This window comes from Pseudomonas sp. NPDC078700, assembly GCF_044542375.1.
In the GTDB taxonomy this organism is placed as follows: domain Bacteria; phylum Pseudomonadota; class Gammaproteobacteria; order Pseudomonadales; family Pseudomonadaceae; genus Aquipseudomonas.
This window is the reverse complement of record NZ_JBITUI010000003.1, coordinates 757,461-780,498: the sequence shown is the minus strand read 5'-3', so window position 1 is coordinate 780,498 and position 23,038 is coordinate 757,461. Positions and strand designations below refer to the sequence as shown.

Below are 23,038 nucleotides of genomic sequence, written 5' to 3'. Positions count from 1 at the left end.
CTGGCGGGTGTAGGCAAACTTAAAGCATGGGACTTCAGCTTATTAAATGTAGCTGTTAACTGGCTTTCAGCAAGAAATTTAACCTCACCTCTGTGTCGCCAATATACCCCGTTCTAAAGCCCTTGGTGCATGTTCCTGAGATTTTATCTCGTGCGCAAGTGGCTCCCACTAAGCCAATGTTGATTTGAGGGCAAATGGCAGTTGGTACTCAGATACCCTAATTCGAGTTAACGCAGGGTGTAGGATAATTCCTACGGGCTTTATCTAAAAGTCGGCTATTATCAACGTTCGGGTCTTCGCCTGAATCAGCACGGTCTAATGTTTTGGCCAACGTGATCACAGTATCTTTTGACTGACCCTTAAACAGGGCGCGAAAAACTATTACTGCAACACAGTGTTATTAAACCGTCTGCTTCCAAGCCCCGTGGGTAGCCTGAGCACAGCCGTGTTCGAAACATTAAAATTAATAGGGAAATTGATATGTTTAGAAATGCCAAACTATTTGGTAGCACCTCTAAGGATCCTCTGAAAAAGGTAGCGAGCGACGGGAGTACAAGGCAAAAAGATGCGAAAAAGCGCAGTTTAGTTGTCCTAAATGAGCATTTTGAGCAGATTTTTAACGCCGTAATACCTAGCGCAGTAGTTTTTCAGAGGTTCCCTAAGTGGGTGTTGCTTGCGCTATCGCTTACCGCCCTTGGCAGCGTTGCCCAGGCAGCGGAAACCGTCAAAGAAAGCGCTAAAGCACACTTTGTCGATGCAGCCACCGCTCATATTCCGCAAGGTTATCGTAGCTGGACTCACATCGGCACCTTTGTCACTCCGCCAGGAAGCCACACCATTCTCGGTGGTGGCACTCGAGAGGGTGCTCAATTTGGTAATACCTATGTTGAAACTTCCGCACTCGAAATATACAAGGCCACTCACAAGTGGCCGGACGGTACTCAGTTCGTCAAAGAGTTTAGCGAATCGAGCCTTTCAGATACCTGCGACAAAACCACGGGTGTGTGTGAGCAGAACAAAGGCAAGAAATGGCCTCAAAAGATGGTGAGTTGTGACAAGACCACCGGTGTTTGCGTGACCACGCATGGTAAAGGCATTTTCCAAAATAACTTCTTTGGCGTTACCTACATGGTCAAAGACGCTGCACGTTTCCCCAAGGCACCCGGTAACTGGGGATACTTCAGCTTTGGCCCAGCCAAGGATGCAAAATCATACCCGCAGACATCCAAACTACAGCCGTATGAAAAATGTGCGGGTTGCCATGTGGCTAAGGTTGCGGACAAAGACTATGTGTTCAGTGATTTGCACTTGGGTCTGCAATAAATAGCGCTTCGTTTGTTCTAGCTTGTTCTGCGCGCTGGCGGCCTATGGCTCACAGCGCGCTTCTACTTCCATTGTTTTGCCCCGAACAGTCTTATCGAACGGTTGCTGCGGTGAGTGTTCGCAATAGGCAGTCTCTTGCCAGGCGTTCGCTGTCAACCAGCTCTCGGTAGCAGTGGTGCGCAGATAGGCTGTTACAGCTCGAAAATTTATTTACGCATGAAATACCGAGCCTTCTGTAAAAATAGACTAGTGTTGCAAGGAAGATTATTTCGGTTAGGGATCCTCTGAAAAAGGTAGCGAGCGACGGGAGTACAAGGCAAAAAGATGCGAAAAAGCGCAGTTTAGTTGTCCTAAATGAGCATTTTGAGCAGATTTTTAACGCCGTAATACCTAGCGCAGTAGTTTTTCAGAGGTTCCTTAGGCGCAGGATTTGGTTTGTCCGAATCTGTCCTTATTGATGACCTTTCAAACCCGAGTGCATTTACAGGAGTAACAGATGCGTAGACTTATTCTTACCACGCTGGGTTTGGCGGTCGCTTGTTCTGCGCAAGCCTTCGACCGTATACCTAAGAAGGATGGTTTTAGTGGTTATGTCTATCTTGGCGCCAGTACTAACCGCATGGAAAGTAATACGGTTGCGACCTTGGGCGGCACCGATGTCAGCGACAGCCATATTGATTCTTTAAACAGCTCGCCCGACAGCAAGAGCTTTAGCAAAATCCTTCCGGCGTTTGGCCTGTCTTATAAACTGCAAGGCAGCCGCACCGAGTTTTTCGGCGGTACTGAACTTGAAGACTTCCTGACCCAAGACGGCACGCTTGCCCTCGGCGTTCGCCAAGGCATTGGCCAGTTGGGCAACCTCAGCGCCAGCTTTTTGGCCTCGACCCCGGTTGAAGTCTGGGAAGACCCCTATTTGGTCAACGGCAAGCGCAAAGAAACCGACCGCACCAGCAGCGGCGCGCGGGTGGCTTGGGAACACATTTTTCAGTCCGACTTTGATGTGACCCTCACCCACCGCAAAATAGACATCGACGACGAAAATAGCGGTGAGGCATTGGGCCTGACTCCAGCACAGCGTGACTTGCTGGACCGTGAAGGCGACGAAAACAAAGTCGATGTGCGTTATGTCTGGGGGATCGGCACTGATCACATCGTGATCCCGACCCTGAGCTACATCAACCGTGACCTCGATGGCGATGCCATGGCCATGGACGGTTATCAGCTGGAGTTGAACTACGCGTACACCGGTTTTGATCGTTGGGAGTTGGTGACCAACTTGACGGCGGGCCATCTGGAAAGCGATGACGACAACCCGATCTACGATAAAAAAACTGATCTGGACCGCATGGGTATCTCGCTTGCGGCCACCTACAAAGAGCCGTTCGGCCTGAAAAACTGGCGTGCCCGTGTCGTGGCCAACTACGGCGAAGAAGACAGCAACGTCGACTTCTATGACACCAGCATCAAGAGCTTAAGCTTGGGTATGCTTTACAACTTCTGACCTTTGGCCGCTGTTCTGGATACACCCAGAACAGCGTTTTCTAGTGACTCTCCGGATTGGGTGTCAGCTGCTCTAACTGTGGGCAGGCCCATTCAACGAAAGCCCGCACCCGCGGCGAGAGCTGCAGGCTATGGGGATAAACCAGCTGAATGGGTAAATCCACAGGCTCGAAGTCTCTGAGTATCCTCACGAGTCGACCCTCTGCCAGATCATCTGCCACCTGATAATGCATCAATCGGGTAATTCCAACACCCTGCTGACAGGCCAGGCGTGCGGCGCGGATTTGATCGCACACCAGCCGCGGTGCGACTGACTGCATCAGCTCCTTGCCCTGATGGCGAAAGTACCAATGGCGGCCGTGTGAAGCTTGTGTGATGCAGGCATGCGCGTGCAGCGTTTCCGGCGTGTCGATAGACGGCGTGCGAGCAAGGTATTCAGGGCTGGCGCAGGTGATGAGCCGGGTTGCGCCAACCTGACGGGCGACCATGGCCGAGTCAGGTAAATGACCAATGCGCAGCGCCAGATCAAGGCGCTCATCCAATAATGAGATCACCTGATCATTGAGCCTCAGCTCGATCTTGATATCGCGGTGTTGATTGAGAAACTGATTGACCAAAGGCGCGATAAAACGCTGGCCAAATTCTACGGGCGCAGTGAGGCGAAGCAGGCCGCGAACAATGCCGTCCTGTGCGTCCAGGCGCTGTTCCATGTCATCGAAGTCGGCGAGCATGCGCCGGCTCCAGTCAAGGTAGTGCGCGCCTTCATCAGTCAGGGCCATGCTTCGCGTGTTGCGGTTTAATAAACGAACCCCTAGGTAGCGCTCCAATGCTGCCAGTGAGCGCACCAGTGATGCCACTGACTGGCCTGTGGTATCGGCCGCTGAACTCAAGCTGCCGCAGTCGACGATTCGAACGAAATTGGCCATTGCCTTGAGTCTGTCCATTGCCAGCATCCGATTTGTGCAATTAGTGCATAAGTATTGTCAGGTTCGCGCCATAGGTGAAAGTGCAGTTTGCCCTGAAACTTTAGTGATCTTGTTCTCTGAAGGCGGCCGCAGCATGAACCTAAGCCCTAACCCTGCACGAATTTGTGCCTACGATCACATCGGCATTCGTGTCAGCGATAAAAGCCGAGCCATCGCTTTTTATCAGGCGCTCGGGTTTATAGAGAGTGCCACTTTCCCGCTTTATGAAGCCAACGAGATGCTCAGCGCGGACGGTGTGCGGATCAATCTGATCTTCAATGGTGCCCGTCAACCCAAGGCACACAACGCGCTACTGGACGCTCCCCTGAAGTTACCGGGGCTCACGCATCCCGCCTTTGTTGTTGATGACCTGCAAGCCCTTGAGACTTGGCTGCATGAGCAGGGCATCACGATTACTGAAGGCCCGCACCCGATAGGTCCGAGAAGAGTCGCGCTGTTTATCCGCGACCCCGATGGCAATGTCCTTGAATTCAATCAACTGATTAATGGAGATCAATAATGAAACTCTACGATTTAGACGCGTCCGGTAACTGCTACAAAGTCCGGCTTTTAGCGTCTTTGGCTCAGATCGAGCTTGAAGTGGTTGCGGTGGACTTCATAAACGGCGCGCACAAAACATCACCGCTTGTAGACCTGAATCCACTGGGTCAGTTGCCCATTCTTGAGGATGGATCGCAGGTTGTTCGCGATTCCCAAGCCATTTTGATTTACCTCGCTGGGGTATACGGCGGCTTGGCGTGGTGGCCTGCGCACGCCCAGGGTCAGGCTGAAATTATGCAATGGTTGTCGTTCGCGGCTAATGAGGTTGATCACAGTCTTTGCGCGGCGCGCTTGGTGAAGAAATTTGGCGCTGAACTGGATCACCTGCAAGCACTGCAAAAGTCGGCATTGACCCTCTCGCAACTGGATAAACACCTGGAGCACAAGGAGTGGCTGGCGATTGGACGGCCGACCATTGCCGATTGCGCCGTCTACCCTTACGTGGCTCTCGCCCATGAGGGTGATGTGGATCTTTCGCCCTACAGCCACATTGCACGGTGGATGAAGCGGCTAGAGGCATTACCGGGTTACTTAGCCAAGCCTCAGTAGGGAATCGCCTCCATAGCAAAGGCTGTTTAAAGCGTTTTGCGAGTCAACCATGCGCCCCAGAAGAGGCTGCTGAAGAAGCGGGTGGCGTCACCGAACCCGGCGTCATGCAACAGCTTTTGCACCGCTGCCTCAGAGTGTGGAGGATCGGCCCCTTGCAGGATTTTGCCCAGCTTGACCTTCACTTCATCAGCACTGGCCCCTTGTTGCCGCCAGCGTTGCCCCCATGCATCAAGCAATAACGGTTGGCTGGCATAGGCATAATGATTACCTGCCACGATCAGCGGCGCCCCCGGCTTTAAGTGAGCCTGAATGGATTTCAGAAGTGCTCGTTTGGGGTCATCGCCTGGCACGTGATGGAGCACACCAATTAAGGTGGCCGCGTCGAAAGCTTGATCAGCGGCTAGGGTCTCAACAGAACCTAGGTGCACATCGGTTCGATCAAGGAGTCGATTGGCGGTTAACGCCTGTGTTGCGACCGCCAGCATTGGCTCAGAGGGGTCAACAGCAGTGAAGCGCCAACTCGGCTCCAGCTTCGCCATCGAAATGATTTCCTGAGCCGTACCGCCAGCGCCAACCACCAGTATTTTCGCCGAGTCCATACTGGCAAGACTTGCAGCCAGCATGCAGGCCGCCAGATCGTGGCAGGCGTCATACCCGGCCAAGGCAATTCGGCTCTGTTTGCCGTATTCATCAGCCCGTGAAGTATCAAATTTCTCAACAGCGCTGCTTGTGGATGATTTCAAGGTGCGTCTCCGTGGCCTTGAATCACACTACGCTACCGATATGAATAATAAAAATTCATTAATTTTATGCCATGCATTCCTGTGTGGAATGCATAGCGCTGTTTACCACAGCTTGTCATGTTGTGGCTGCAGTCCAGTAGTGACCTAGAGGTTCATGGCCACTGCCAGCCGGTTAAAGGCATTCATCAGGGAAACTGCCAGTGTCAGGTCAGAAATCTCGACATCAGAGAAGTGGTCTTTCAATGCCAGGTACAAGGGCTCTGGCGCACCTTTTTCACTGATATAGGTGAGGGTCTCGGCCCATGCCAAGGCGGCGCGTTCGCGATCGTTAAACAGTTCGCTGATTTTCCAGCCAGCGAGACAATCGAGTTTGGCTTGCGGCACCTCGCATTCGCGCAGGGTCTGGGAATGTGTGCCCAGGCAGTAAGCGCAGCCGTTGATCTGCGAGATTCGCAAATATACCAGTTCAATCAGTGGCAAACCGAGCGGGCTCTTTGCCAGTGCTGTATTGGTGGCGAGCAAGCCTTGGTAAGCGGCAGGTGATAGGGAGGTAAACGGCAGTCTGAGTTGGCTCATGATTTAACACCTGTAGAAAGTGATTGGTGGCAAGCAAGGTTGGCAAATAAGGGGTCGTGAGACAGGAGGGTGCGAGCCTCTTCGAGAGTAGCGCGCACGGCTTCTTCACCGAGCACTAACCCTTGGAGGTAGGTGAACTGCAGGTCGAAAAGGCCGAGTGTGTTCAGTGCATGGCGCAGGTAAACCGTTAGAAAATCCGGTTGGCGTGCGCGCTCGCCTCGGTGAAATCCGCCGGAGCCAACCACTATATGGACGGGGCGATCCTCGATCAGGCCGATCTTACCTTTAGCGCTCGAACTGAATGTCCGCTGGATACGCAACACATAATCGATCCAGAGCTTGAGAGCGGCGGGCACGGTGAAGTTGTGCATTGGCGTGGCGATAAACAGCGCCTCACTGCGTTCAATCTCGCGAATCAACACTTCGGACGATTCGAACACCGGTGAATCAAGTGGCGTAGCAGTGGTGAGCGCATGGGCGTAGTCGCTACCAATGGGCGGCAGCGGATTTGCGCCCAGGTCACGCTCAATAAGTTCAAGCCCCGGATATTGTTGGTGCAAGGAAGCGGTTAACTCCAGTGCTAACTGATGTGCATGGGAAGCATGGCCATGGGGGCTGGCGTTTACCAACAGAACATTTTTCATACAGGCCCGACCTCGCGCAGACCCTGAGTGAAATGCATGCCGCGAGCCAGCAGCCCTTGGCGGAAATAAAAGCGCTGGGCCAAGGGCATATGCAATCCGGTATCGAGCACGAAGTGATCACAGTCTAGGCGTACCGCTTCATCGCGAACGGCATCCAGTAGCCGTCCGCCCAATCCGCTGCGCTGCAGAGTCGGACTGACTACAAGATCATCAACGTAGATGAAACGTCCGTAGAGCAGGTTCTCTAACTCACGGTAACCCGCCAAACCGACAATTTGCCCGCCATTACGCGCAGCGAGTAGACGGTAGCCTTGTTGATTCTGCCGAACCAGTTGCGCGACATAGCTGGCTGAATCTGCAAGTTGTGGGCGCAAGACACGCATCAGGTCGAAACTGTCCAGAAAGGCGTTGTGGCTTTCGAGGTGTTCAAGGGTGAATGGCATGTTCGTCAGCCTGCTCAAGAAAGATGACTTACTTTAGAGTCAGGATGGCTTAATCTATAGATCCAAAAAATGCATAAATGACTAGGCCATGATTGTGCAGTTTGAGTTGGATCGCAGCCAGCCAGCACCTATTTACCGGCAACTTTATCAGCGCTTTCTTGAGTCGATTGCTGACGGTCGCCTGCGTCCGGGGGATCGGGTGCCGGCTGTTCGTGCGCTGGCGGCAGAGCTGAATTTGGCACGTGGAACGGTGGATGCCGCTTACCAGTTACTCATTGGTGAGGGTTACCTGACCGCACGGGGAGCCGCCGGGACTGTTGTTACCCCTCAATTGACCACGGTTTCTTTACCTGCACCTCGTGCATCGGTGGCGTCGATGGACTATCAGGGTACACATTCTGGAGGTTTGCCCCTGGCACTGCAGATGGGCCTTCCTGCACTGGATGCGTTTCCGCGCAAGGTGTGGACGAGACTGGCGGGCAGGCAACTGCGCCAATCAGGTCTCGAAGGCCTGGTCTACCCGGACTCGCGCGGCTATGCACCGTTGCGGATGGCCATTGCTGCTTATCTGGGGATTTCGCGGGGGATTAACTGCCACCCGGATCAAGTATTGGTCTGTGCAGGCTATCGCGCTTGCCTGGACCTGATTAGCCACACATTGATGCGCTCAGGTGACAAGTGTTGGCTGGAGGATCCCGGCTATTTCATGGCGAGAGAAGCCTTGAAGGAGGGTGGTGCAGAGCTTGTGCCGGTACCGGTAGATGACCAGGGGCTGGACGTTGCACAAGGTATTGCACGGTGCCCGGATGCACGCTTTGCTGTGGTTACACCGACTCACCAAAGCCCGCTGGGGATGTCGTTATCACTGGCCCGCCGGTTAGCGTTATTAGACTGGGCCAGCCGCACGGGTAGCTGGGTCATCGAGGATGATTACGACAGTGAATACCGTTATCAAGGGAAGCCTTTACCTGCCCTGAAGAGTCTCGATCAGCAAGGTCGTGTGCTTTATACCGGAACCTTCAGTAAGGTTCTGTTTCCCGGCTTGCGTTTGGCTTATCTGGTGGTGCCGGCTGAGCAGAGTCAGGCATTTGCCCGTCAAGCTGATCGCTTGCATAACCACTGTCCGCACCTGCTTCAGGCGACTGTGGCAGCCTTTCTCAGTGAGGGCCACTTTGCACGGCATTTGAAGAAAATGCGCAGCCTTTATGCGCGTCGCAGGCAGTGGTTGATCGACGCATTGCGCCAGCAGTTCGGCGACCGCTTGCAGATCAATCCGCATGCGGGAGGGATGCATCTGGTCGCGGTGCTAGGCGAGGGTGATGATCGCCTGCTTGCTCAGCGCGCCCGGGCGCAGGGCATTGCTATTGAACCGCTGTCACATTGGTATGTGGAGGCCAAACCCAAGCAGGGTCTGGTCATGGGTTTCACCAACATCATCAGTGCCAGGCATGCTTCGGAAGTGGCGCTTCGACTGGCTCAAGTCATCTAATTGAACGCGACCACAGGGCCTGTCTGAGATTTTAGGCCCAGTGCGGATTATTGCTGTTGGGCCTTGGTTCGAAAGGGTGGCATCGGCTTCAGTTATGCTGGGCCGCGCAGCGTGCTTCAAATGCCCGGTTTAGCTCGCCAAGGCTGATGGCGCTAAGCCGTTTGACCAGTATTGACTCCGCATCGCGCAGCGCGTCGGCCACCGCATCATTGACGACCTGCTCGATCACGCAGTCGGGGTTGGCGTTGTGGTTACCGATCGCAAACACCTTAGGCCCTCCAACCGCCCGATATACATCGAACAAGGATAGCTGTTCAAAATCGCACGCGATGACCCAGCCTCCGCCATGGCCTTTTTCCGAGCTTACATAGCCTGCATCCCTTAACCCGGCCATCGTCCGGCGGATGACAGCCGAGTTTGTGCCAAGCATCGTTGCGATACTTTCAGATGTCATCGGTCCTGCATGTCGCGCCATATGGACGAGGACGTGCAGCATTCGAGAAAGGCGGCTGTCATTTCGCACAGATTGATCCTCTGCCAGTTTCTGGTTGGCATGTGTAGATACTCATGATACTTATAAAGATACATGAATGGCGAGGACAAGAAAATGCACGAGTTCGAAAACCCGGATCACTGGAACGTTGCGGCCAAACATTATCAAAAGACTGCCCATCCGTTCACTGCACATTTTGCAGAGGCTGCACTGGCTCGGGTGGTGCTCACGCCCAGCAGCCGTGTGCTCGACGTTGCCGCAGGGACTGGCGCGCTGGCATTAGCGGCGGCGCGCACTGGAGCGCAGGTTCTTGCAACGGACTTTTCCGCCGCCATGGTGGCATGCGTGGCAGCGGCAAGGTTGCCCAATGTAGACGCGCGAGTGATGGACGGTCAGGCGCTCGACCTCCCTGATGAAAGTTTCGATGCTGTCTTTTCGATCTTTGGCGTGATCATGTTTCCTGATTGGCGCAAGGGGCTCGAAGAGATGCAGCGGGTGACTAAACCCGGTGGGCATGGCGTGGTTGCCACCTGGCAAGACCAGGGCGCGGCAACTTTTCTATTGCTTGGCAATATACGCCGCAAGCTCTTTCCTGAACGTGCAGGTATGACGATGCCTGCGGGTGTGCAGGCATTGAGTAATCCTGATGATTTCGCCCACGCATTGATCGCAGCGGGTTTTTGCAATCCGGTTATTGAGCGGGTGACCCATGATTATCTGCTGGATGTTGCAGCCCTTGATGAACCAGACACCTTGTTTGGCATGTCACCTGACTGGTCCAGTCTCAGTGCATCCGACAAATCAGCAGTAATTGCCGAAGTTCGGCAAATGGCCGGTGCTCAGCCAATCCTCCCCATCCCCTCAACAGCGCTGATTGCTGTGGCGAAAAAATGAGCCGGCGACGGGCAGATATTCTGCGTGAAACGGCTTGAGGTTACCGCTGCCTGCATCACACAGGTACGGAGCGCCAGTAAAGGAACACCATCCAATTCACTGACGGGCTGACCGCTATTGGCCGCACTGTTGCTTTGGGTTTGGACCTAGGATACATCGGTTCAAGCGCCCAACATTAACCCCAACCTTGCAGCACTTGGCTTAGCTCTTTTAGGCGAGAACTTAGCTGAGTGCCAGCGTATGCCCCTGTGTGCTTTGACTGAGCCAGTACCTACACGGGCTGGCATTTTTCCAGTCACAGCAAATGGAGAATGATCATGGACTATCAGCAACCATCCCGGCTGCAAGCTGCCATTCTTGACTGGGCCGGCACCGTCGTCGACTTTGGCTCTTTTGCGCCCACGCAGATATTCGTCGAAGCGTTTGCCGAATTCGGGGTGCAGGTTTCTCTGGAGGAGGCACGAGGCCCGATGGGCATGGGCAAGTGGGATCACATTCGTACCCTGTGCAACATCCCGGAGATTGCCGAGCGTTACCGCGCAGTTTGTGGCCGCACACCGACGGACGCTGATGTCAGCGCCATCTATGAACGTTTTATGCCCTTGCAGATAGAAAAGATTGCCGAGCACTCGGCATTGATACCGGGTGCGCTCGACGCCATTGCCTCTTTGCGCGACAAAGGTTTAAAAGTCGGCACATGTTCGGGCTATCCGGCGGTCGTCATGGCTCGAGTGGTCGAACTAGCCCGCGAAAATGGCTATGTCCCGGATCATGTGGTCGCAACCGACGAGGTGCCGAATGGCCGCCCGCACCCCGCTCAGTCGCTGGCTAACGTGATCGCTCTGGGTATCAATGATGTGGCCGCTTGCGTGAAGGTGGACAACACTTGGCCGGGTATTCTTGAAGGTCGCAGCGCAGGTATGTGGACAGTCGCACTGACTTGCTCCGGCAATGCACTGGGCCTGACGTACCAGCAGTTCAAAAACTTGCCGCAAGACAAGCTGGAGGCGGCCCGTGGGCGCATCAGCCAGATGTTTGAAGGTGCTCGTCCGCACTACCTGATAGACACCATCACCGATTTACCCGCAGTGATCGATGCCATCAACGCCCGCTTGGCGCGGGGGGAAATGCCGCAGAGCAACTGAGTTTACTACTGATAGTCAGTGCCTAAAGCACAACACCGGCGCAAGGCCGGTGTTGTGGGTGATTCAAGCGAGGTTTGCCAGTGGTTAGAAGCTGTACTTCGCAGAAGCGGTAAAGCTTCGGGGTGCGCCGTAAGTCATGGCACCGTAGGCGTCGAAAATATCGAAGTACTTTTCATCGGTGATGTTATCGGCATTCAACTGCGCCGACAGGTTGTCGGTGAATTCATAACGTGCCATCAAGTTGACCAGCGCATAAGCATCTTGCTCGATCTTCTCACTGTTGCCCGCCGGGTTGGTTGCATAGGTGTAGATGCTGTCCTGCCAATTCACGCCGCCGCCAATGGTCAGCTTATTGAATACGCCGGGCAAGCGATAGGTGGTAAAGGTACGCAACAGCTTGGTTGGGTACAGGGTGTTGACGTCGTTGTCATCGGCATCTTCAGCGGTGAATTGGGTGTAACCCAGCGAGGCATTCCAGCCTTCTGCCAGCTCACCGGACACTTCCACCTCGAAGCCTTTGCTGGTCGCACCTTCACTGGCCTCGTAAGCAAAACCGCCAATGGGGTTGGTTGGATCGATCAGTTCACCGGTGTTTTGACCGAGATTGTCTTGTTTGATCTGGAACACAGCAGCCGAGGCGTTCAACCGACCATTGTAAAACTCACCCTTGAGGCCCAGTTCGCTGCTTTCGCCGACAATAGGCTCAAGCTGCTGGCCTCTGCTGTCGCGGACCGATTGTGGCAAGAAAATTTCTGTGTAGCTGGCATAGGCCGACAGGTTTTGGTTGAGGTCGTAGACGATGCCGGCATAAGGCGTCAGCTCGTGGTCCACATCAACCTTGCTGACTTCCGAGAACACATCATCACTGGTTTGCTCGTACCAGCTGTCACGTCCGCCAAGAATCAGTTTCAGGTCGTCGGTCAGGTTCAAGCGCGTGGCAGCGTACAAGCCCTTTTGCCGGGTTTCGCTGTAGCCGTAGTCGCTGCGGGGGGCCCAAGTAGGCTCGGGGAAATCACCGTTGTAGGCATCAAAGTTTGGCACGCCTTGGAAGCCAGACAAGGCATTGAGCGCGTCAGCATCAAACTCTTGCTTGCTGTCGATATAACCGAAGGCCAAGTCGTGCTTACGACCCAGCAGTGAGAACGGGCCGTCGAAGCGGATGCTGTAGTCGTCTTGGTTGGTTTCAGTTTTATAGGTTGCGGGGAACGAAGCCATCGGGCTGCTGCCGTCCCGGCCTGGGTTGCCGGAAAGGTAGAGCAGGGCAGAGTCGCCGCTGCGTTCGCCACGGTTATAGCTGAGCTGCATTTGCCAATCGTTGGCAAAGGTGTGGTCAAGATTTATGAAGTAGGTCTTGTAGGTAGTATCCCACTTGCTCCAGTCAGCCGAAGTGGATTTCGACCGGCTCCAATTGGTGCGGCTGCCATCGGCGTACCAGACAGGCAAGCCGCCCCACATTGGGGAGTCTTCGCTATTTTCCTGATTGCTCAGACCAAACCACAGTGTGGTGTCTGGCGTCAGGTCGATGTCCATGGTGCCGTAGACGGTTTCGCTGCGGGTCGAGTTGTTGTCGATCCAGGTATCGCCATCGGTGACTTCACCGACCAAACGCGCGCGAATAGTGCCCGCTTCGTTAAGCGCTGTGGAAACATCGGCTTCAGTGCCGAAGGTATCCCAAGTGCCGGCGCTAAACTTTACCGAGCCTTTCAGGTCACGGCTGCTGGCGCGTTTGCGGACCAGGTTGATGGACGCCGAAGGGTCCCCTGCACCGGTCATCAAACCGTTGGCACCGCGGACGATCTCGACGCGGTCATACATGGCCAAACTGCTGAAAATCTCGCCAGAGCTCCAAGGTTGTTCATAAATCGTCGGCACACCATCGATCATCAGCGAGTTGAGTTCAAACCCTCGGGCGTTGAACTGTGCGCGGCTGGTCTCGTAGCGGTTGACTGAAACGCCAGTGGCGTTATTGACCACGTCGAGGATGGTTTCTAGGTCTTGGTCTTCGATGCGCTGCTGGGTTACCACGCTGACTGACTGCGGCGTTTCACGCAGGGACATGCTCAGGGGCGTGGCCGTACGCGCAGCTTCGGTGGTGTAGGAGTGGGTATCCTCAGTGACCGCGCTGGGCTTGTAGTCGGCGCTGCCGGTGATTTCCATCGGGTTGAGGGTCACCGCGCTATCGGACTCTTTGCGCTCCGCCGATTCAGCCGCATATACAGATGGACTCACGAAGGCGACACCCACTGCAAGCATGTGCACGGCTAGCGCCAAGGGACGAATTGCCGCAACTGGGCGCAGGGCGACGTTATTGTTAGGACGCAAGGAGAGTAGGGCGGACATAGTGGACTCACATTTAATTATAATGCTGATGCGAATCACTATCATACGCAATCGTAATTTATTCTGAAATGCCCGTTGAGAAGTTATCTTTTGGGATTAGCCACAAGATTCACGTGAGTGAGTCAGCCTAGAGGGAGTAGCCAGGGGTTAAATTGGGTTGAGTCGGCAGTGGGTCGTTTCATGCGTTGGTGCTTGGGCGAGAAGGGCAGTAAGAAGCCGCTAACGGCAAAAGGCTTGCCCGCAAAGTCAAGACGAATGGCATCTACAGAGCGGTAAGCCGTATATAAGTCGATGACCAGCCAATTGGAAGGTCCACTCTGTGTGAGAAGTGGCTAGTGGCAGCTAGACAGTAGCTGTTCCTCGCTGCGCGAGCAGGATTTTATCGGGCGCTGGGGTGGCGAAGAGTTTATTGCCATATTACCGGACGCGAATTTTAGTCACGCGGTTGAAAGTGCAGAGCGTATACGCAAGGCAGTCCAAGCATTAGAGATGCACTGCCCTAATTGGAGAGGCCAGGATTTATCGAAAATCCCTTCAGGGCTTGCAGCCACCAACAGCGCGCTGCCTTTTGATCCGATACATATCGCTATCCGCATGGCTGAGTAGGGTGTCGGCATCCTCACCGTCTGCGGGATAGCAGGCTACGCCGATGCTGCAAGATGGCATTTTGACTTCGCCACATTCAGCGCCCAGCGGCTCGGCCATGAGCGCGAGAATCTGCTCCACCTTCGCTGAAACGGCCTCCGCAGATTGGATATCGGTCAACAGAACCGTGAATTCATCGCCGCCGATGCGTGCCACTGTGTCGGTCTCACGTACGCAGCCCTCCAAGCGTCGTGCAACACTGCAAAGCACGCGGTCACCTGCCGAGTGCCCGTGGATATCGTTGATCCCCTTGAAGTCGTTGATGTCTACAAAGAGCAGCGCCAACGTGCTTTGATTACGGCGTGCTGTTCGCAAGGCCGAGTCCAGTCGTTCATTGAACAACGACCGATTAGCCAGCGCTGTCAGCGAATCATGGTGGGCAAGGAAATGCAGTTCCGACTCGGCCTGCCAGAGTGCCGTTACGTCCCGTGCAACACCAATACGCGCCCCTACTTCCTCGGACCAGAATGCAGCCCAGAGGATGTGCACGACACCGCCATCCTTGCGGATATAGCGGTTGCGAAAATCGATATGCGGTTGACCATTCATGACCCGGATAATTGAGGCCTGCGTGATAGCCAGATCCTCTGGATGCATATAGTCAGTGATGGGCGTGCCGGTCAGCTCATTGGCCGGGTAACCGAGCAGCGCCTCGCAGGCATCGCTGACAAATACAATCTGATTGTCCCTATCGACCACGAAGACTGTATCCAGCATCAGATTGATCAGCTTAGGGTAGAGGGCTTGAAGGTCGACGGGCATAGGTCAGGGAAGTCCGCTTTATATATCTTGATTACAGCCCGATCACGATAGGGCACAAAGAGTCCTGCGGGCTTCCAGCAGTCAGTTAACAGTTGGTCTCGTCAGTACAGCACATCAAATACCTTGTCAGCTTAACCAATTGGCGAGTAAGAAAAAATCGCAAGTAGCCGCGTGACTAAGATTTTCAGGTGCGAACGGGAGTTTTTTACCCGCGGCAATCTTGGCCTGGTGCCAAGATGAGTGGCTGGATCTGGGATCAACGCACGGATCAGTGGCCTAAAGGTGCAGTGCCGCAATTGCTGCAAGCACAAGCGGTGTTCAACCGTTAAACAGCCGAACACCGCCCCGGGTTTATTGCTTGGGCGTGACTCGCCAGATGGTGTTTGAAAGGTCATCGGCGATAAGAAGTGCGCCGCGTGGGTCAACCGTTACGCCGACGGGACGACCGCGGGTTTTTCCATCCTCCCCGCGAAAGCCTGTGGCGAAATCAATCGGTTCACCTGCGGGGCGGCCGTTGCTGAAAGGCACGAAGACCACTTTATAGCCAACTGGATTATCGCGGTTCCAACTGCCATGCTCACCAATAAACACGCCGTCTGCGAAGGTGTTGCCCATTGCAGGCTGGGAGAAATCGAGCCCGAGTGCTGCAACATGCGAACCAAGGCTGTAGTCAGGTTTGATCGCCGAGGCGACTTTGTCCGGGTCTTGCGGCATTACGCGGGTGTCGACGTGCTGACCCCAGTAGCTATAAGGCCAGCCATAAAAACCGCCGTCGCGAACTGTGGTCAGATAGTCTGGAACCAGATCAGGTCCAAGCTCATCGCGCTCGTTTGCCACCGCCCACAATTGCTCGGTCCCAGGCTGAATCCTCAATGCTGTCGGGTTACGCAAACCGGTCGCATAAGGTCTGTGGGCACCGGTGTCGGCGTCGACCTGCCACACTCTGGCTCGGTCAAGTTCAACCTCCATGCCACGTTCAGTGATATTGCTGTTCGAGCCAATACCGACGTACAGGAAGCGGCCATCCGGGCTGATGGTCAGTGACTTGGTCCAGTGGTGGTTAATCTGTGAAGGCAGGTCAGTGATCTTTTTCGGTTTGCCGCTGGCCTTGGTTTGGCCGTCCTGGTAGTCGAAACTCACCAGTTCATCTTGGTTGGCGACATACAGCTTGCCGTCAGCAAAGGCCAATCCATAAGGTGCGTTGAGGTTTTCGGCAAATACAGTTTTCAGCTCGTAGGTGCCGTCACCATCAGCGTCGCGTAGGAGTGTCAGGCGATTTCCGCCTTTAACTTTGGTATTGCCTTCGGCTTTGATAACACCGGCAATAATGTCTTTGGGTTTGAGCTTTGGCGCATTGCCGCCTCGGCCTTCCGCAACAAGGATGTCGCCATTGGGCAGGACCAGAATTCGACGCGGGATTTTCAAGTCGGTGGCGATAGCCGTGACGGTGTAACCCTGCGGCACTGTAGGTTTTTGATCGCCCCAATTGACCGGCTCAGCAATCTTCATATTGGGTAACAGGCCGCGCTGCGGTTCTGGCAGCTTTGGGTCTGGCCCAAATGCTTCTTTGCTGCTACCGCCGTCACCACAGGCGCTCAAGAGCATTGCCATACTCAACAGAGTCAGTGCTTTTGAGTGTTTCATTGTGCACCTCCCGAACGCAGGTTAGTCAGCCCTGTCCAGGCGGCAATGCACGCCAGTACGGTAATCACCACTGACAAATACAAGCCCATCGGCATGGCGGCCCAGGCGTCTTTGGCATGCTCGAAAGCATTCACCAAGCCAATTACCCAGGTCACCAGCAGAAGCAGCAAGTACACCGCTGGCCGCCCAGATTTTTGGTCGGCCCTGAACAGGTTTACAAGCGCAAACAGCAAGGCCAGTCCACAGAAAACCAAGCCTGCGGCTATTAGCCAAGAGGCGAAGTTACTCCACTGGATCTCGTAGGTTTTGAAATAGGCAATGTCGCTCAACAATGCGCCGAGAAACAAAGGCACAGTGCCTGCAAGCAGGATTGCATGAAGCGGGCTTGGCACATTTCGATAAACGGGGTTGGCGGTTACGGTCACGACAGCTCCTTATCACTTTACGTTACGCGCGAGAGTTGAGTCTTCAGTGCGGGCGCACTGGCCAATGAGGCCGCAAAATGCGCACAGTGAACATAGGTCTAGAACGTGATTTTCCCGCGATAGTTCAGCTTATTTGCTGGGAAAGCGGCGGTAATCGTGTCGGATACGTTCACCACGTTTAAAAATGGCCACAAGCGATTTACTGCCGATGATCAGTCCCGGCAATAGCCTTCGCCTGGCTTTACAATCAAGCAGTTGTGCTTATCAGCTAACCATTTCAGCCCGGTGGCCTGGCCATCTCCGGCGCGCAGTAGTTGTGGGCCGTCATCGCGCTCGAAGGCGATACCTTCAGCTGTGGCTTGGCCTTTGAAGGTCCCGCTCTGATCTGCGTCGAGGCCATATTGCATGTCCAGCAAGTAATGCCCGGGACCGGCTTGCATATCTTTGCTCAGGGTTAGATTGAGTCCCTCGACACCGATCCATCGACCCACCCACTGATCGCTGACCGACCCAGGTGTGAGGGCGGGTGGTCTTGGAGCACTGCTGTCTTGAGTGCAAGCGCTGAGCACAACGCCTAAGCTGAGTACTAAAGCGGTCTTGAGCATGGGCAGTTCTCCAGATGGTTATTTGTGTTCGGCGTGCCGATAGTCCCGTGGTCTACAGAACCTGGATACCAGTCTTAGAGGAGGTGGGTGTGGAGTCGTTCAATGCGGGTTGTCAGTGCGGCAATGTTCGAGTTGTAGCGCTTGGCCAACCCTATCGAGTGGGGATTTGTCACTGTCTCGACTGTCGCAAGCATCACGGTGCTTTATTTCATGCCTCAGCGATATTTCCAGAGGTTGCAGTGACTGTAGCAGGGGAGACCCGTGAATATCAGGGGCGTCATTTTTGCCCGCGCTGCGGCTCATCTGTATTTTCCCGCAGCGATGATGAAGTTGAGTTAAATCTAGGCTCATTGGATGAGCCAGACCAACTGCGGCCTACCTACGAACTTTGGATGCTGCGACGCGAGTCATGGCTGCCGGAATTTCCGTTGTCACGCCGCTATCTTCGCGACCGTGATGGCGCTGGGCGGTTTGAGTAAAACGCCATCACCGACTAGGGCGAGGCTGTGCTGTTCTTGCTGAAAACAGGTTGGGGAAAGACCAGGTTGCTTTTCTACAGGCATAAAAAAAGGCCTTGATAATCAAGGCCTTTCTTCGAGTTTGTGGTGCCCCGGGGGAGACTCGAACTCCCACTTCTTTCGAAAACGGATTTTGAATCCGCCGCGTCTACCGATTCCGCCACCGGGGCACGATGGCGGCGAAGTATAGGGACGAGTTTCGAGTTGGTCAATGCTCTTTCGTGGTCATTTTAAATATTTTCCGCTAAACTTTGCCGCCCTGCTAGATGACCCTTCTGTCATGCGTGTTGCCGATTTTCATTTTGATTTACCTGAAGCCCTGATTGCTCGTCATCCATTGACCGAGCGGCGCGCGAGTCGCCTGCTTACTGTTGATGGGCCGAGCGGTGCCCTGGGCCATCGTCAATTCAGCGACTTGCTTGAGTTTCTGCGACCTGGCGACCTGATGGTGTTTAACAACACGCGGGTCATTCCTGCGCGTTTGTTTGGCCAGAAGGCATCGGGCGGAAAACTTGAGGTGCTGGTTGAGCGTGTGCTCGACACTCATCGTGTGCTGGCGCATGTGCGCTCAAGTAAATCACCAAAGCCCGGTTCAAAAATATTGCTTGAAGGCGGCGGCGAAGCTGAGATGGTTGCCCGCCACGATGCATTATTCGAACTGCGTTTTGCTGAAGAAGTACTGCCGCTGTTGGAGCGGGTTGGCCATATGCCATTGCCGCCTTATATCGACCGTCCGGACGAAGCCGCTGACCGTGAGCGCTACCAGACTGTCTATGCACAGCGCGCAGGGGCAGTTGCAGCGCCCACGGCAGGGCTGCATTTCGATCAAGCGCTGATGGCTGCAATCGCTGACAAGGGCGTTGAATCGGCCTTTGTCACCCTGCATGTCGGCGCGGGGACTTTCCAGCCGGTGCGCGTTGAGCGCATTGAAGAGCACCATATGCACAGTGAGTGGCTGGAGGTCGGCCAGGATGTGGTTGATGCCGTAGCCGCTTGCCGTGAGCGCGGTGGGCGGGTTATCGCAGTGGGCACAACCAGTGTGCGCTCGCTGGAAACCGCAGCCCGCGATGGCGAGCTCAAGCCGTTTAGTGGTGACACCGATATTTTTATTTACCCAGGCCGACCTTTTCATGTGGTCGATGCCTTGGTCACCAACTTCCACCTGCCTGAGTCGACCTTGCTAATGCTGGTGTCGGCATTTGCAGGTTATCCGGAAACCATGGCGGCTTATCAAAGTGCTGTCGCCGAGGGTTACCGCTTTTTTAGTTATGGTGATGCCATGTTTATCACCCGTAATCCCGCGGCGCGCGGGCCAGAGGATCACGTATGACGCGTACTTGCCGTATGTCTTTTGAGTTATTGGCGACCGATGGCAAAGCGCGTCGTGGGCGTCTGACATTTCCCCGTGGCGTGGTGGAAACCCCAGCGTTTATGCCGGTCGGTACATACGGCACGGTTAAGGGCATGTTGCCGCGTGACATCGAAGCAATCGGCGCGCAGATGATTCTGGGGAATACCTTTCACCTGTGGCTGCGTCCGGGCACCCAGGTGATCAAGGAGCACGGTGACCTGCATGACTTTATGCAATGGAAAGGGCCGATTCTTACCGACTCTGGTGGTTTCCAGGTCTTCAGTCTGGGCGCGATGCGCAAAATCAAGGAAGAGGGCGTAACCTTCGCCTCGCCAGTTGATGGCGCCAAAGTTTTTATGGGGCCTGAAGAGTCAATGCAAGTTCAGCGCGACCTGGGTTCTGATGTTGTGATGATTTTCGACGAGTGCACGCCATACCCGGCGGAGTTCGATGTTGCCAAAACCTCGATGGAGTTGTCGTTGCGCTGGGCCAAGCGTTCCAAGGCGGCTCACGGTGATAACACCGCAGCTTTGTTCGGCATCGTTCAGGGCGGTATGCACCAGGAACTTCGCCAGCGTTCACTCGAGGGTCTCAATGAAATCGGCTTTGATGGTTTGGCCATTGGCGGTTTGTCGGTGGGCGAGCCTAAAGAAGAAATGATCAAGGTGCTGGATTACTTGCCAGGCATGATGCCGGCTGAAAAGCCACGTTACCTGATGGGTGTTGGCAAACCTGAGGATTTGGTCGAAGGTGTGCGCCGTGGTGTTGATATGTTCGATTGCGTGATGCCGACGCGTAACGCTCGCAACGGTCATTTGTTTATCGATACGGGCGTGCTGAAGATCCGTAACGCGGTGCATCGTCACGATGATTCACCCTTGGATGCCAACTGCGACTGCTACACCTGTCAGAATTTCTCCCGGGCTTATCTGCACCATTTAGATAAGTGCGGTGAAATGCTCGGCAGTATGCTCAATACAATCCACAACTTACGTCACTACCAGCGCTTGATGGCTGGTTTGCGCGGTGCTATCCAACAGGGTACATTGGCCGCCTTTGTCGATAGCTTCTACACCCAGCGTGGTTTGCCAACACCGCCGCTGGACTAAAAATGAGTTTGTTTAAAAACTATTTCAACAGGAGTGATACATGAGCTTTTTTATCCCTGCGGCATTCGCAGACGCCGCTGCACCTGCAGCAGGCCCAGCTGGTAGCGGTTTTGAGTGGGTATTTTTGGTCGGCTTCCTGGTCATCTTTTACCTGATGATCTGGCGTCCACAGTCTAAGCGTGCCAAAGAGCACAAAAACCTGCTGGGTAACTTGCAGAAGGGTGATGAGGTGGTAACGACCGGCGGCATCGCTGGCAAGGTCAACAAAGTTAGCGATGACTTTGTGGTCATTGAAGTCTCGGATACTGTTGAGTTGAAAATTCAGAAGGTGGCCATTGCTGCGACCTTGCCTAAAGGCACTCTGAAAGCCATCTAAGTTGCAAACCATTACCATTCGACGGGGCGCTAATTGCGCCCCGCGTTACAACGGGCGGCGTCATGCTCAATAAATTTCCACTTTGGAAGTACCTGCTGATTGTGGCCATATTGGTCGTCGGCTTTATCTATTCCGCACCTAATCTGTACCCGGATGATCCGGCGATTCAGATCAGCGGCAACAGCACCGCTCAGCGCATCGAACAGGCTGACCTTGATCGCGCAGACCGCGCGTTAAAAGAAGCCGGTATTGAAGTCAAGGGTTTAAGCGTCGCTGAACAAGGCAAGGCCGGTTTGCTGCGCCTGGCCAAGCAGGAAGATCAGCTTCCTGCAAAAGACATCGTGCGCAAGGCGCTCGGTGAAGATTTTGTCGTTGCGCTAAACTTGGCGCAAACCACTCCTGACTGGCTGCGTAGTATTGGTGCCACGCCAATGAAGCTAGGTCTGGACCTTTCCGGTGGTGTGCACTTCTTGCTCGAAGTGGACATGGAAAAAGCCCTGGATGCACGGCGCAAGGTTTACGAAGGTGAAGTGAAAACGTTGCTGCGTAAAGAACGTGTACGTTATCGCAGCATGCCAGTGCAGGACGGAGCCATTCAGTTGGGCTTCGCTGATGAAGACTCGCTGGATAAAGCCACCAGCTTAGTGCGCAAGGACTACACCGACTTTGATCTGACCACCGTTGAGCGTGGCGGCATGCAAGTGCTGCGATTGACGCTGACCAAGGCCAAGGTTGCTGAAATTCGCGAGTACTCGATCAAGCAAAACCTGACCACTGTTCGCAACCGGGTAAACGAGTTGGGTGTGGCTGAGCCTTTGGTTCAGCGTCAGGGCGCCAACCGTATCGTGGTTGAGTTGCCGGGCGTTCAGGACACCGCTGAAGCCAAGCGTATTCTGGGTAAGACTGCCAACCTTGAATTCCGTCTTGAGGCCGCGGCTGATGCCTCTAAAGCATCGACTGAGGCCTTTGAGTTCCGTGAGCCGGGTCGTCCACCTGTTGATCTTGAGCGTGAGCTGATCATCACCGGTGACCAAGTGACGGATGCTCAGGCCAGCTTCGACGAAAACGGCCGCCCGCAAGTGAATATCCGTCTGGATAACCACGGCGGAGACTTGATGAGCCGCGCAACGCGTAGCAATGTCGGTCGCAGCATGGCGGTAATTTTCATTGAGCAAAAGCCAATCACCAAGTATGTGCGCAAGACCGTTGATGGTGTTGAGCAAGACGTGGCGGTGCCAAGCTTCTCTGAAGAAAAGAAAATCATCAGTCTGGCAACCATTCAGTCGCCGCTGGGCAGTCAGTTCCGTATCACCGGTCTCAATGGTCAGGGTGAGTCGTCTGAGCTTGCACTGCTGCTGCGCGCCGGTGGACTGGCTGCGCCGATGTACTTCGCTGAAGAGCGTACCATCGGCCCTAGCTTGGGCGCTGATAACATCACCAAAGGTGTAGATGCAGCGTTGTGGGGCATGCTGTTCGTGTCGCTGTTTATTATCGCGATCTACCGATTCTTTGGTGTGCTGGCGACGATCGCGCTGGGCTTCAACATGATCTTGCTGCTGGCATTGATGTCGTTGCTCAGTGCAACGCTGACCTTGCCAGGTATCGCCGGTATCGTGTTGACCATGGGTATGGCGGTTGACGCCAACGTACTGATCTTCTCGCGTATCCGTGAAGAAATCGCCAACGGGATGTCAATTCCGCGAGCCATTCATGAAGGTTTCGACCGTGCGTTCTCTGCGATCATCGATGCCAACCTGACGACATTGCTCGTGGGCGGTATTTTGTTCGCAATGGGCACCGGGCCGGTTAAAGGCTTTGCGGTGACGCTGTCGCTTGGCATCCTGACGTCTATGTTCACTGCCATCTGGGTGACCCGCGCTATGGTCAACCTGATTTTCGGCGGGCGTGACTTCAAGAAGTTGTGGATTTAAGGGGCTG

The 23,038-nt window shown here is 54.5% G+C and carries 24 protein-coding genes and 1 tRNA gene; 13 read left to right on the top strand and 12 right to left on the bottom strand.

The features are described from left to right. Positions 1 to 480: 480 nt before the first annotated feature. Complete coding sequence (locus tag ACIGCM_RS14070; RefSeq protein ID WP_397502682.1) at positions 481 to 1,323, top strand: cytochrome P460 family protein; 843 nt, start codon at positions 481 to 483, stop codon at positions 1,321 to 1,323. Positions 1,324 to 1,819: 496 nt separating this feature from the next. Continuing rightward, positions 1,820 to 2,824: a DUF2860 family protein gene (locus tag ACIGCM_RS14065; protein ID WP_397502681.1), complete on the top strand. Its 1,005-nt coding sequence runs from the start codon at positions 1,820 to 1,822 to the stop codon at positions 2,822 to 2,824. A 40-nt stretch (positions 2,825 to 2,864) separates the two neighbouring features. Here the strand turns inward: ACIGCM_RS14065 and ACIGCM_RS14060 are convergent, their stop codons facing one another. Beyond that, entirely contained in the window at positions 2,865 to 3,767 is a 903-nt protein-coding gene (locus ACIGCM_RS14060) for a LysR family transcriptional regulator (RefSeq protein ID WP_397502680.1), read from the bottom strand. 115 nt (positions 3,768 to 3,882) lie between these two features. Between ACIGCM_RS14060 and ACIGCM_RS14055 the strand changes: the two genes are divergently transcribed. Next, entirely contained in the window at positions 3,883 to 4,308 is a 426-nt protein-coding gene (locus ACIGCM_RS14055) for a VOC family protein (RefSeq protein WP_397502679.1), read from the top strand. Beyond that, positions 4,308 to 4,898 (top strand): glutathione S-transferase family protein, encoded by a 591-nt coding sequence (locus ACIGCM_RS14050; RefSeq protein ID WP_397502678.1) that lies wholly within the window; start codon positions 4,308 to 4,310, stop codon positions 4,896 to 4,898. The genes ACIGCM_RS14055 and ACIGCM_RS14050 overlap by 1 nt, the downstream gene beginning before the upstream one ends. A gap of 26 nt (positions 4,899 to 4,924) precedes the next feature. Here the strand turns inward: ACIGCM_RS14050 and ACIGCM_RS14045 are convergent, their stop codons facing one another. The 4 genes from ACIGCM_RS14045 to ACIGCM_RS14030 all read right to left on the bottom strand — a co-directional run bounded on the left by ACIGCM_RS14045 (position 4,925) and on the right by ACIGCM_RS14030 (position 7,304). After that, a complete protein-coding gene (locus ACIGCM_RS14045; RefSeq protein ID WP_397502677.1) occupies positions 4,925 to 5,641 on the bottom strand; it encodes a class I SAM-dependent methyltransferase in 717 nt (238 codons plus the stop codon). A 144-nt stretch (positions 5,642 to 5,785) separates the two neighbouring features. Further along, positions 5,786 to 6,217, bottom strand: a complete 432-nt coding sequence (locus ACIGCM_RS14040; RefSeq protein WP_397502676.1) for a carboxymuconolactone decarboxylase family protein — start codon at positions 6,215 to 6,217, stop codon at positions 5,786 to 5,788. Then, positions 6,214 to 6,861 carry an FMN-dependent NADH-azoreductase gene (locus ACIGCM_RS14035; RefSeq protein ID WP_397502675.1) on the bottom strand — a complete coding sequence of 216 codons (648 nt, stop codon included), beginning with the start codon at positions 6,859 to 6,861 and terminating at the stop codon, positions 6,214 to 6,216. The genes ACIGCM_RS14040 and ACIGCM_RS14035 overlap by 4 nt, the downstream gene beginning before the upstream one ends. Beyond that, the gene (locus tag ACIGCM_RS14030; protein ID WP_397502674.1) at positions 6,858 to 7,304 is read right to left on the bottom strand and encodes a GNAT family N-acetyltransferase; all 447 of its coding nucleotides are present in this window, start codon (positions 7,302 to 7,304) and stop codon (positions 6,858 to 6,860) included. The genes ACIGCM_RS14035 and ACIGCM_RS14030 overlap by 4 nt, the downstream gene beginning before the upstream one ends. Positions 7,305 to 7,392: 88 nt before the next feature. Here ACIGCM_RS14030 and ACIGCM_RS14025 point away from each other — a divergent pair, with 88 nt between their 5' ends. Continuing rightward, complete coding sequence (locus ACIGCM_RS14025; protein WP_397502673.1) at positions 7,393 to 8,793, top strand: PLP-dependent aminotransferase family protein; 1,401 nt, start codon at positions 7,393 to 7,395, stop codon at positions 8,791 to 8,793. Positions 8,794 to 8,881: 88 nt separating this feature from the next. Here the strand turns inward: ACIGCM_RS14025 and ACIGCM_RS14020 are convergent, their stop codons facing one another. Further along, positions 8,882 to 9,316, bottom strand: coding sequence for an RrF2 family transcriptional regulator (locus ACIGCM_RS14020; RefSeq protein ID WP_397502672.1), 435 nt, complete (start codon positions 9,314 to 9,316; stop codon positions 8,882 to 8,884). An 84-nt stretch (positions 9,317 to 9,400) separates the two neighbouring features. Here ACIGCM_RS14020 and ACIGCM_RS14015 point away from each other — a divergent pair, with 84 nt between their 5' ends. Both ACIGCM_RS14015 and phnX read left to right on the top strand, forming a co-directional pair. After that, the gene (locus ACIGCM_RS14015; RefSeq protein WP_397502671.1) at positions 9,401 to 10,180 is read left to right on the top strand and encodes a class I SAM-dependent methyltransferase; all 780 of its coding nucleotides are present in this window, start codon (positions 9,401 to 9,403) and stop codon (positions 10,178 to 10,180) included. Between the two features lie 317 nt (positions 10,181 to 10,497). Next, complete coding sequence (gene phnX, locus ACIGCM_RS14010) at positions 10,498 to 11,325, top strand: phosphonoacetaldehyde hydrolase (RefSeq protein WP_397502670.1); 828 nt, start codon at positions 10,498 to 10,500, stop codon at positions 11,323 to 11,325. Positions 11,326 to 11,409: 84 nt separating this feature from the next. On the opposite strand, the gene ACIGCM_RS14005 is transcribed toward phnX, so the two are convergent. After that, positions 11,410 to 13,665: a TonB-dependent siderophore receptor gene (locus ACIGCM_RS14005; protein ID WP_397502669.1), complete on the bottom strand. Its 2,256-nt coding sequence runs from the start codon at positions 13,663 to 13,665 to the stop codon at positions 11,410 to 11,412. 363 nt (positions 13,666 to 14,028) lie between these two features. Here ACIGCM_RS14005 and ACIGCM_RS14000 point away from each other — a divergent pair, with 363 nt between their 5' ends. After that, entirely contained in the window at positions 14,029 to 14,271 is a 243-nt protein-coding gene (locus tag ACIGCM_RS14000) for a diguanylate cyclase (protein ID WP_397502741.1), read from the top strand. On the opposite strand, the gene ACIGCM_RS13995 is transcribed toward ACIGCM_RS14000, so the two are convergent. The 4 genes from ACIGCM_RS13995 to ACIGCM_RS13980 all read right to left on the bottom strand — a co-directional run bounded on the left by ACIGCM_RS13995 (position 14,200) and on the right by ACIGCM_RS13980 (position 17,746). Next, complete coding sequence (locus ACIGCM_RS13995; RefSeq protein WP_397502668.1) at positions 14,200 to 15,072, bottom strand: diguanylate cyclase domain-containing protein; 873 nt, start codon at positions 15,070 to 15,072, stop codon at positions 14,200 to 14,202. The genes ACIGCM_RS14000 and ACIGCM_RS13995 overlap by 72 nt on opposite strands. 351 nt (positions 15,073 to 15,423) lie before the next feature. After that, positions 15,424 to 16,716, bottom strand: a complete 1,293-nt coding sequence (locus ACIGCM_RS13990; protein ID WP_397502667.1) for a PQQ-dependent sugar dehydrogenase — start codon at positions 16,714 to 16,716, stop codon at positions 15,424 to 15,426. Then, on the bottom strand, positions 16,713 to 17,141 hold the full coding sequence (locus ACIGCM_RS13985) for a DUF2231 domain-containing protein (RefSeq protein WP_397502666.1): 429 nt from the start codon (positions 17,139 to 17,141) through the stop codon (positions 16,713 to 16,715). The genes ACIGCM_RS13990 and ACIGCM_RS13985 overlap by 4 nt, the downstream gene beginning before the upstream one ends. Before the next feature lie 212 nt (positions 17,142 to 17,353). After that, the gene (locus ACIGCM_RS13980; protein WP_397502665.1) at positions 17,354 to 17,746 is read right to left on the bottom strand and encodes a hypothetical protein; all 393 of its coding nucleotides are present in this window, start codon (positions 17,744 to 17,746) and stop codon (positions 17,354 to 17,356) included. Positions 17,747 to 17,835: 89 nt separating this feature from the next. Between ACIGCM_RS13980 and ACIGCM_RS13975 the strand changes: the two genes are divergently transcribed. Beyond that, positions 17,836 to 18,225: a GFA family protein gene (locus ACIGCM_RS13975; RefSeq protein ID WP_397502664.1), complete on the top strand. Its 390-nt coding sequence runs from the start codon at positions 17,836 to 17,838 to the stop codon at positions 18,223 to 18,225. Between the two features lie 124 nt (positions 18,226 to 18,349). Here ACIGCM_RS13975 and ACIGCM_RS13970 read toward each other — a convergent pair. Further along, positions 18,350 to 18,434: transfer RNA gene (locus ACIGCM_RS13970), tRNA-Leu, on the bottom strand. 110 nt (positions 18,435 to 18,544) lie between these two features. On the opposite strand from ACIGCM_RS13970, the gene queA reads away from it, so the two are divergent. From queA to secD, 4 genes are all read left to right on the top strand, one after another. After that, entirely contained in the window at positions 18,545 to 19,594 is a 1,050-nt protein-coding gene (gene queA, locus ACIGCM_RS13965) for a tRNA preQ1(34) S-adenosylmethionine ribosyltransferase-isomerase QueA (RefSeq protein ID WP_397502663.1), read from the top strand. A gap of 14 nt (positions 19,595 to 19,608) precedes the next feature. Continuing rightward, a complete protein-coding gene (tgt, locus tag ACIGCM_RS13960) occupies positions 19,609 to 20,724 on the top strand; it encodes a tRNA guanosine(34) transglycosylase Tgt (RefSeq protein WP_397502740.1) in 1,116 nt (371 codons plus the stop codon). A gap of 40 nt (positions 20,725 to 20,764) precedes the next feature. Continuing rightward, entirely contained in the window at positions 20,765 to 21,100 is a 336-nt protein-coding gene (yajC, locus tag ACIGCM_RS13955) for a preprotein translocase subunit YajC (RefSeq protein ID WP_397502662.1), read from the top strand. A 62-nt stretch (positions 21,101 to 21,162) separates the two neighbouring features. Next, a complete protein-coding gene (gene secD / locus ACIGCM_RS13950) occupies positions 21,163 to 23,031 on the top strand; it encodes a protein translocase subunit SecD (RefSeq protein WP_397502661.1) in 1,869 nt (622 codons plus the stop codon). The last annotated feature ends 7 nt before the right edge of the window (positions 23,032 to 23,038 follow it).

Coding starts and splice junctions, on each gene's coding strand:
- ACIGCM_RS14070 (WP_397502682.1), top strand. CDS start 481: ATGTTTAGAAATGCCAAACTATTTGGTAGCACCTCTAAGGATCCTCTG.
- ACIGCM_RS14065 (WP_397502681.1), top strand. CDS start 1,820: ATGCGTAGACTTATTCTTACCACGCTGGGTTTGGCGGTCGCTTGTTCT.
- ACIGCM_RS14060 (WP_397502680.1), bottom strand. CDS start 3,767: ATGGACAGACTCAAGGCAATGGCCAATTTCGTTCGAATCGTCGACTGC.
- ACIGCM_RS14055 (WP_397502679.1), top strand. CDS start 3,883: ATGAACCTAAGCCCTAACCCTGCACGAATTTGTGCCTACGATCACATC.
- ACIGCM_RS14050 (WP_397502678.1), top strand. CDS start 4,308: ATGAAACTCTACGATTTAGACGCGTCCGGTAACTGCTACAAAGTCCGG.
- ACIGCM_RS14040 (WP_397502676.1), bottom strand. CDS start 6,217: ATGAGCCAACTCAGACTGCCGTTTACCTCCCTATCACCTGCCGCTTAC.
- ACIGCM_RS14035 (WP_397502675.1), bottom strand. CDS start 6,861: ATGAAAAATGTTCTGTTGGTAAACGCCAGCCCCCATGGCCATGCTTCC.
- ACIGCM_RS14030 (WP_397502674.1), bottom strand. CDS start 7,304: ATGCCATTCACCCTTGAACACCTCGAAAGCCACAACGCCTTTCTGGAC.
- ACIGCM_RS14025 (WP_397502673.1), top strand. CDS start 7,393: ATGATTGTGCAGTTTGAGTTGGATCGCAGCCAGCCAGCACCTATTTAC.
- ACIGCM_RS14015 (WP_397502671.1), top strand. CDS start 9,401: ATGCACGAGTTCGAAAACCCGGATCACTGGAACGTTGCGGCCAAACAT.
- phnX (WP_397502670.1), top strand. CDS start 10,498: ATGGACTATCAGCAACCATCCCGGCTGCAAGCTGCCATTCTTGACTGG.
- ACIGCM_RS14005 (WP_397502669.1), bottom strand. CDS start 13,665: ATGTCCGCCCTACTCTCCTTGCGTCCTAACAATAACGTCGCCCTGCGC.
- ACIGCM_RS13995 (WP_397502668.1), bottom strand. CDS start 15,072: ATGCCCGTCGACCTTCAAGCCCTCTACCCTAAGCTGATCAATCTGATG.
- ACIGCM_RS13990 (WP_397502667.1), bottom strand. CDS start 16,716: ATGAAACACTCAAAAGCACTGACTCTGTTGAGTATGGCAATGCTCTTG.
- ACIGCM_RS13980 (WP_397502665.1), bottom strand. CDS start 17,746: ATGCTCAAGACCGCTTTAGTACTCAGCTTAGGCGTTGTGCTCAGCGCT.
- queA (WP_397502663.1), top strand. CDS start 18,545: ATGCGTGTTGCCGATTTTCATTTTGATTTACCTGAAGCCCTGATTGCT.
- tgt (WP_397502740.1), top strand. CDS start 19,609: ATGTCTTTTGAGTTATTGGCGACCGATGGCAAAGCGCGTCGTGGGCGT.
- yajC (WP_397502662.1), top strand. CDS start 20,765: ATGAGCTTTTTTATCCCTGCGGCATTCGCAGACGCCGCTGCACCTGCA.
- secD (WP_397502661.1), top strand. CDS start 21,163: ATGCTCAATAAATTTCCACTTTGGAAGTACCTGCTGATTGTGGCCATA.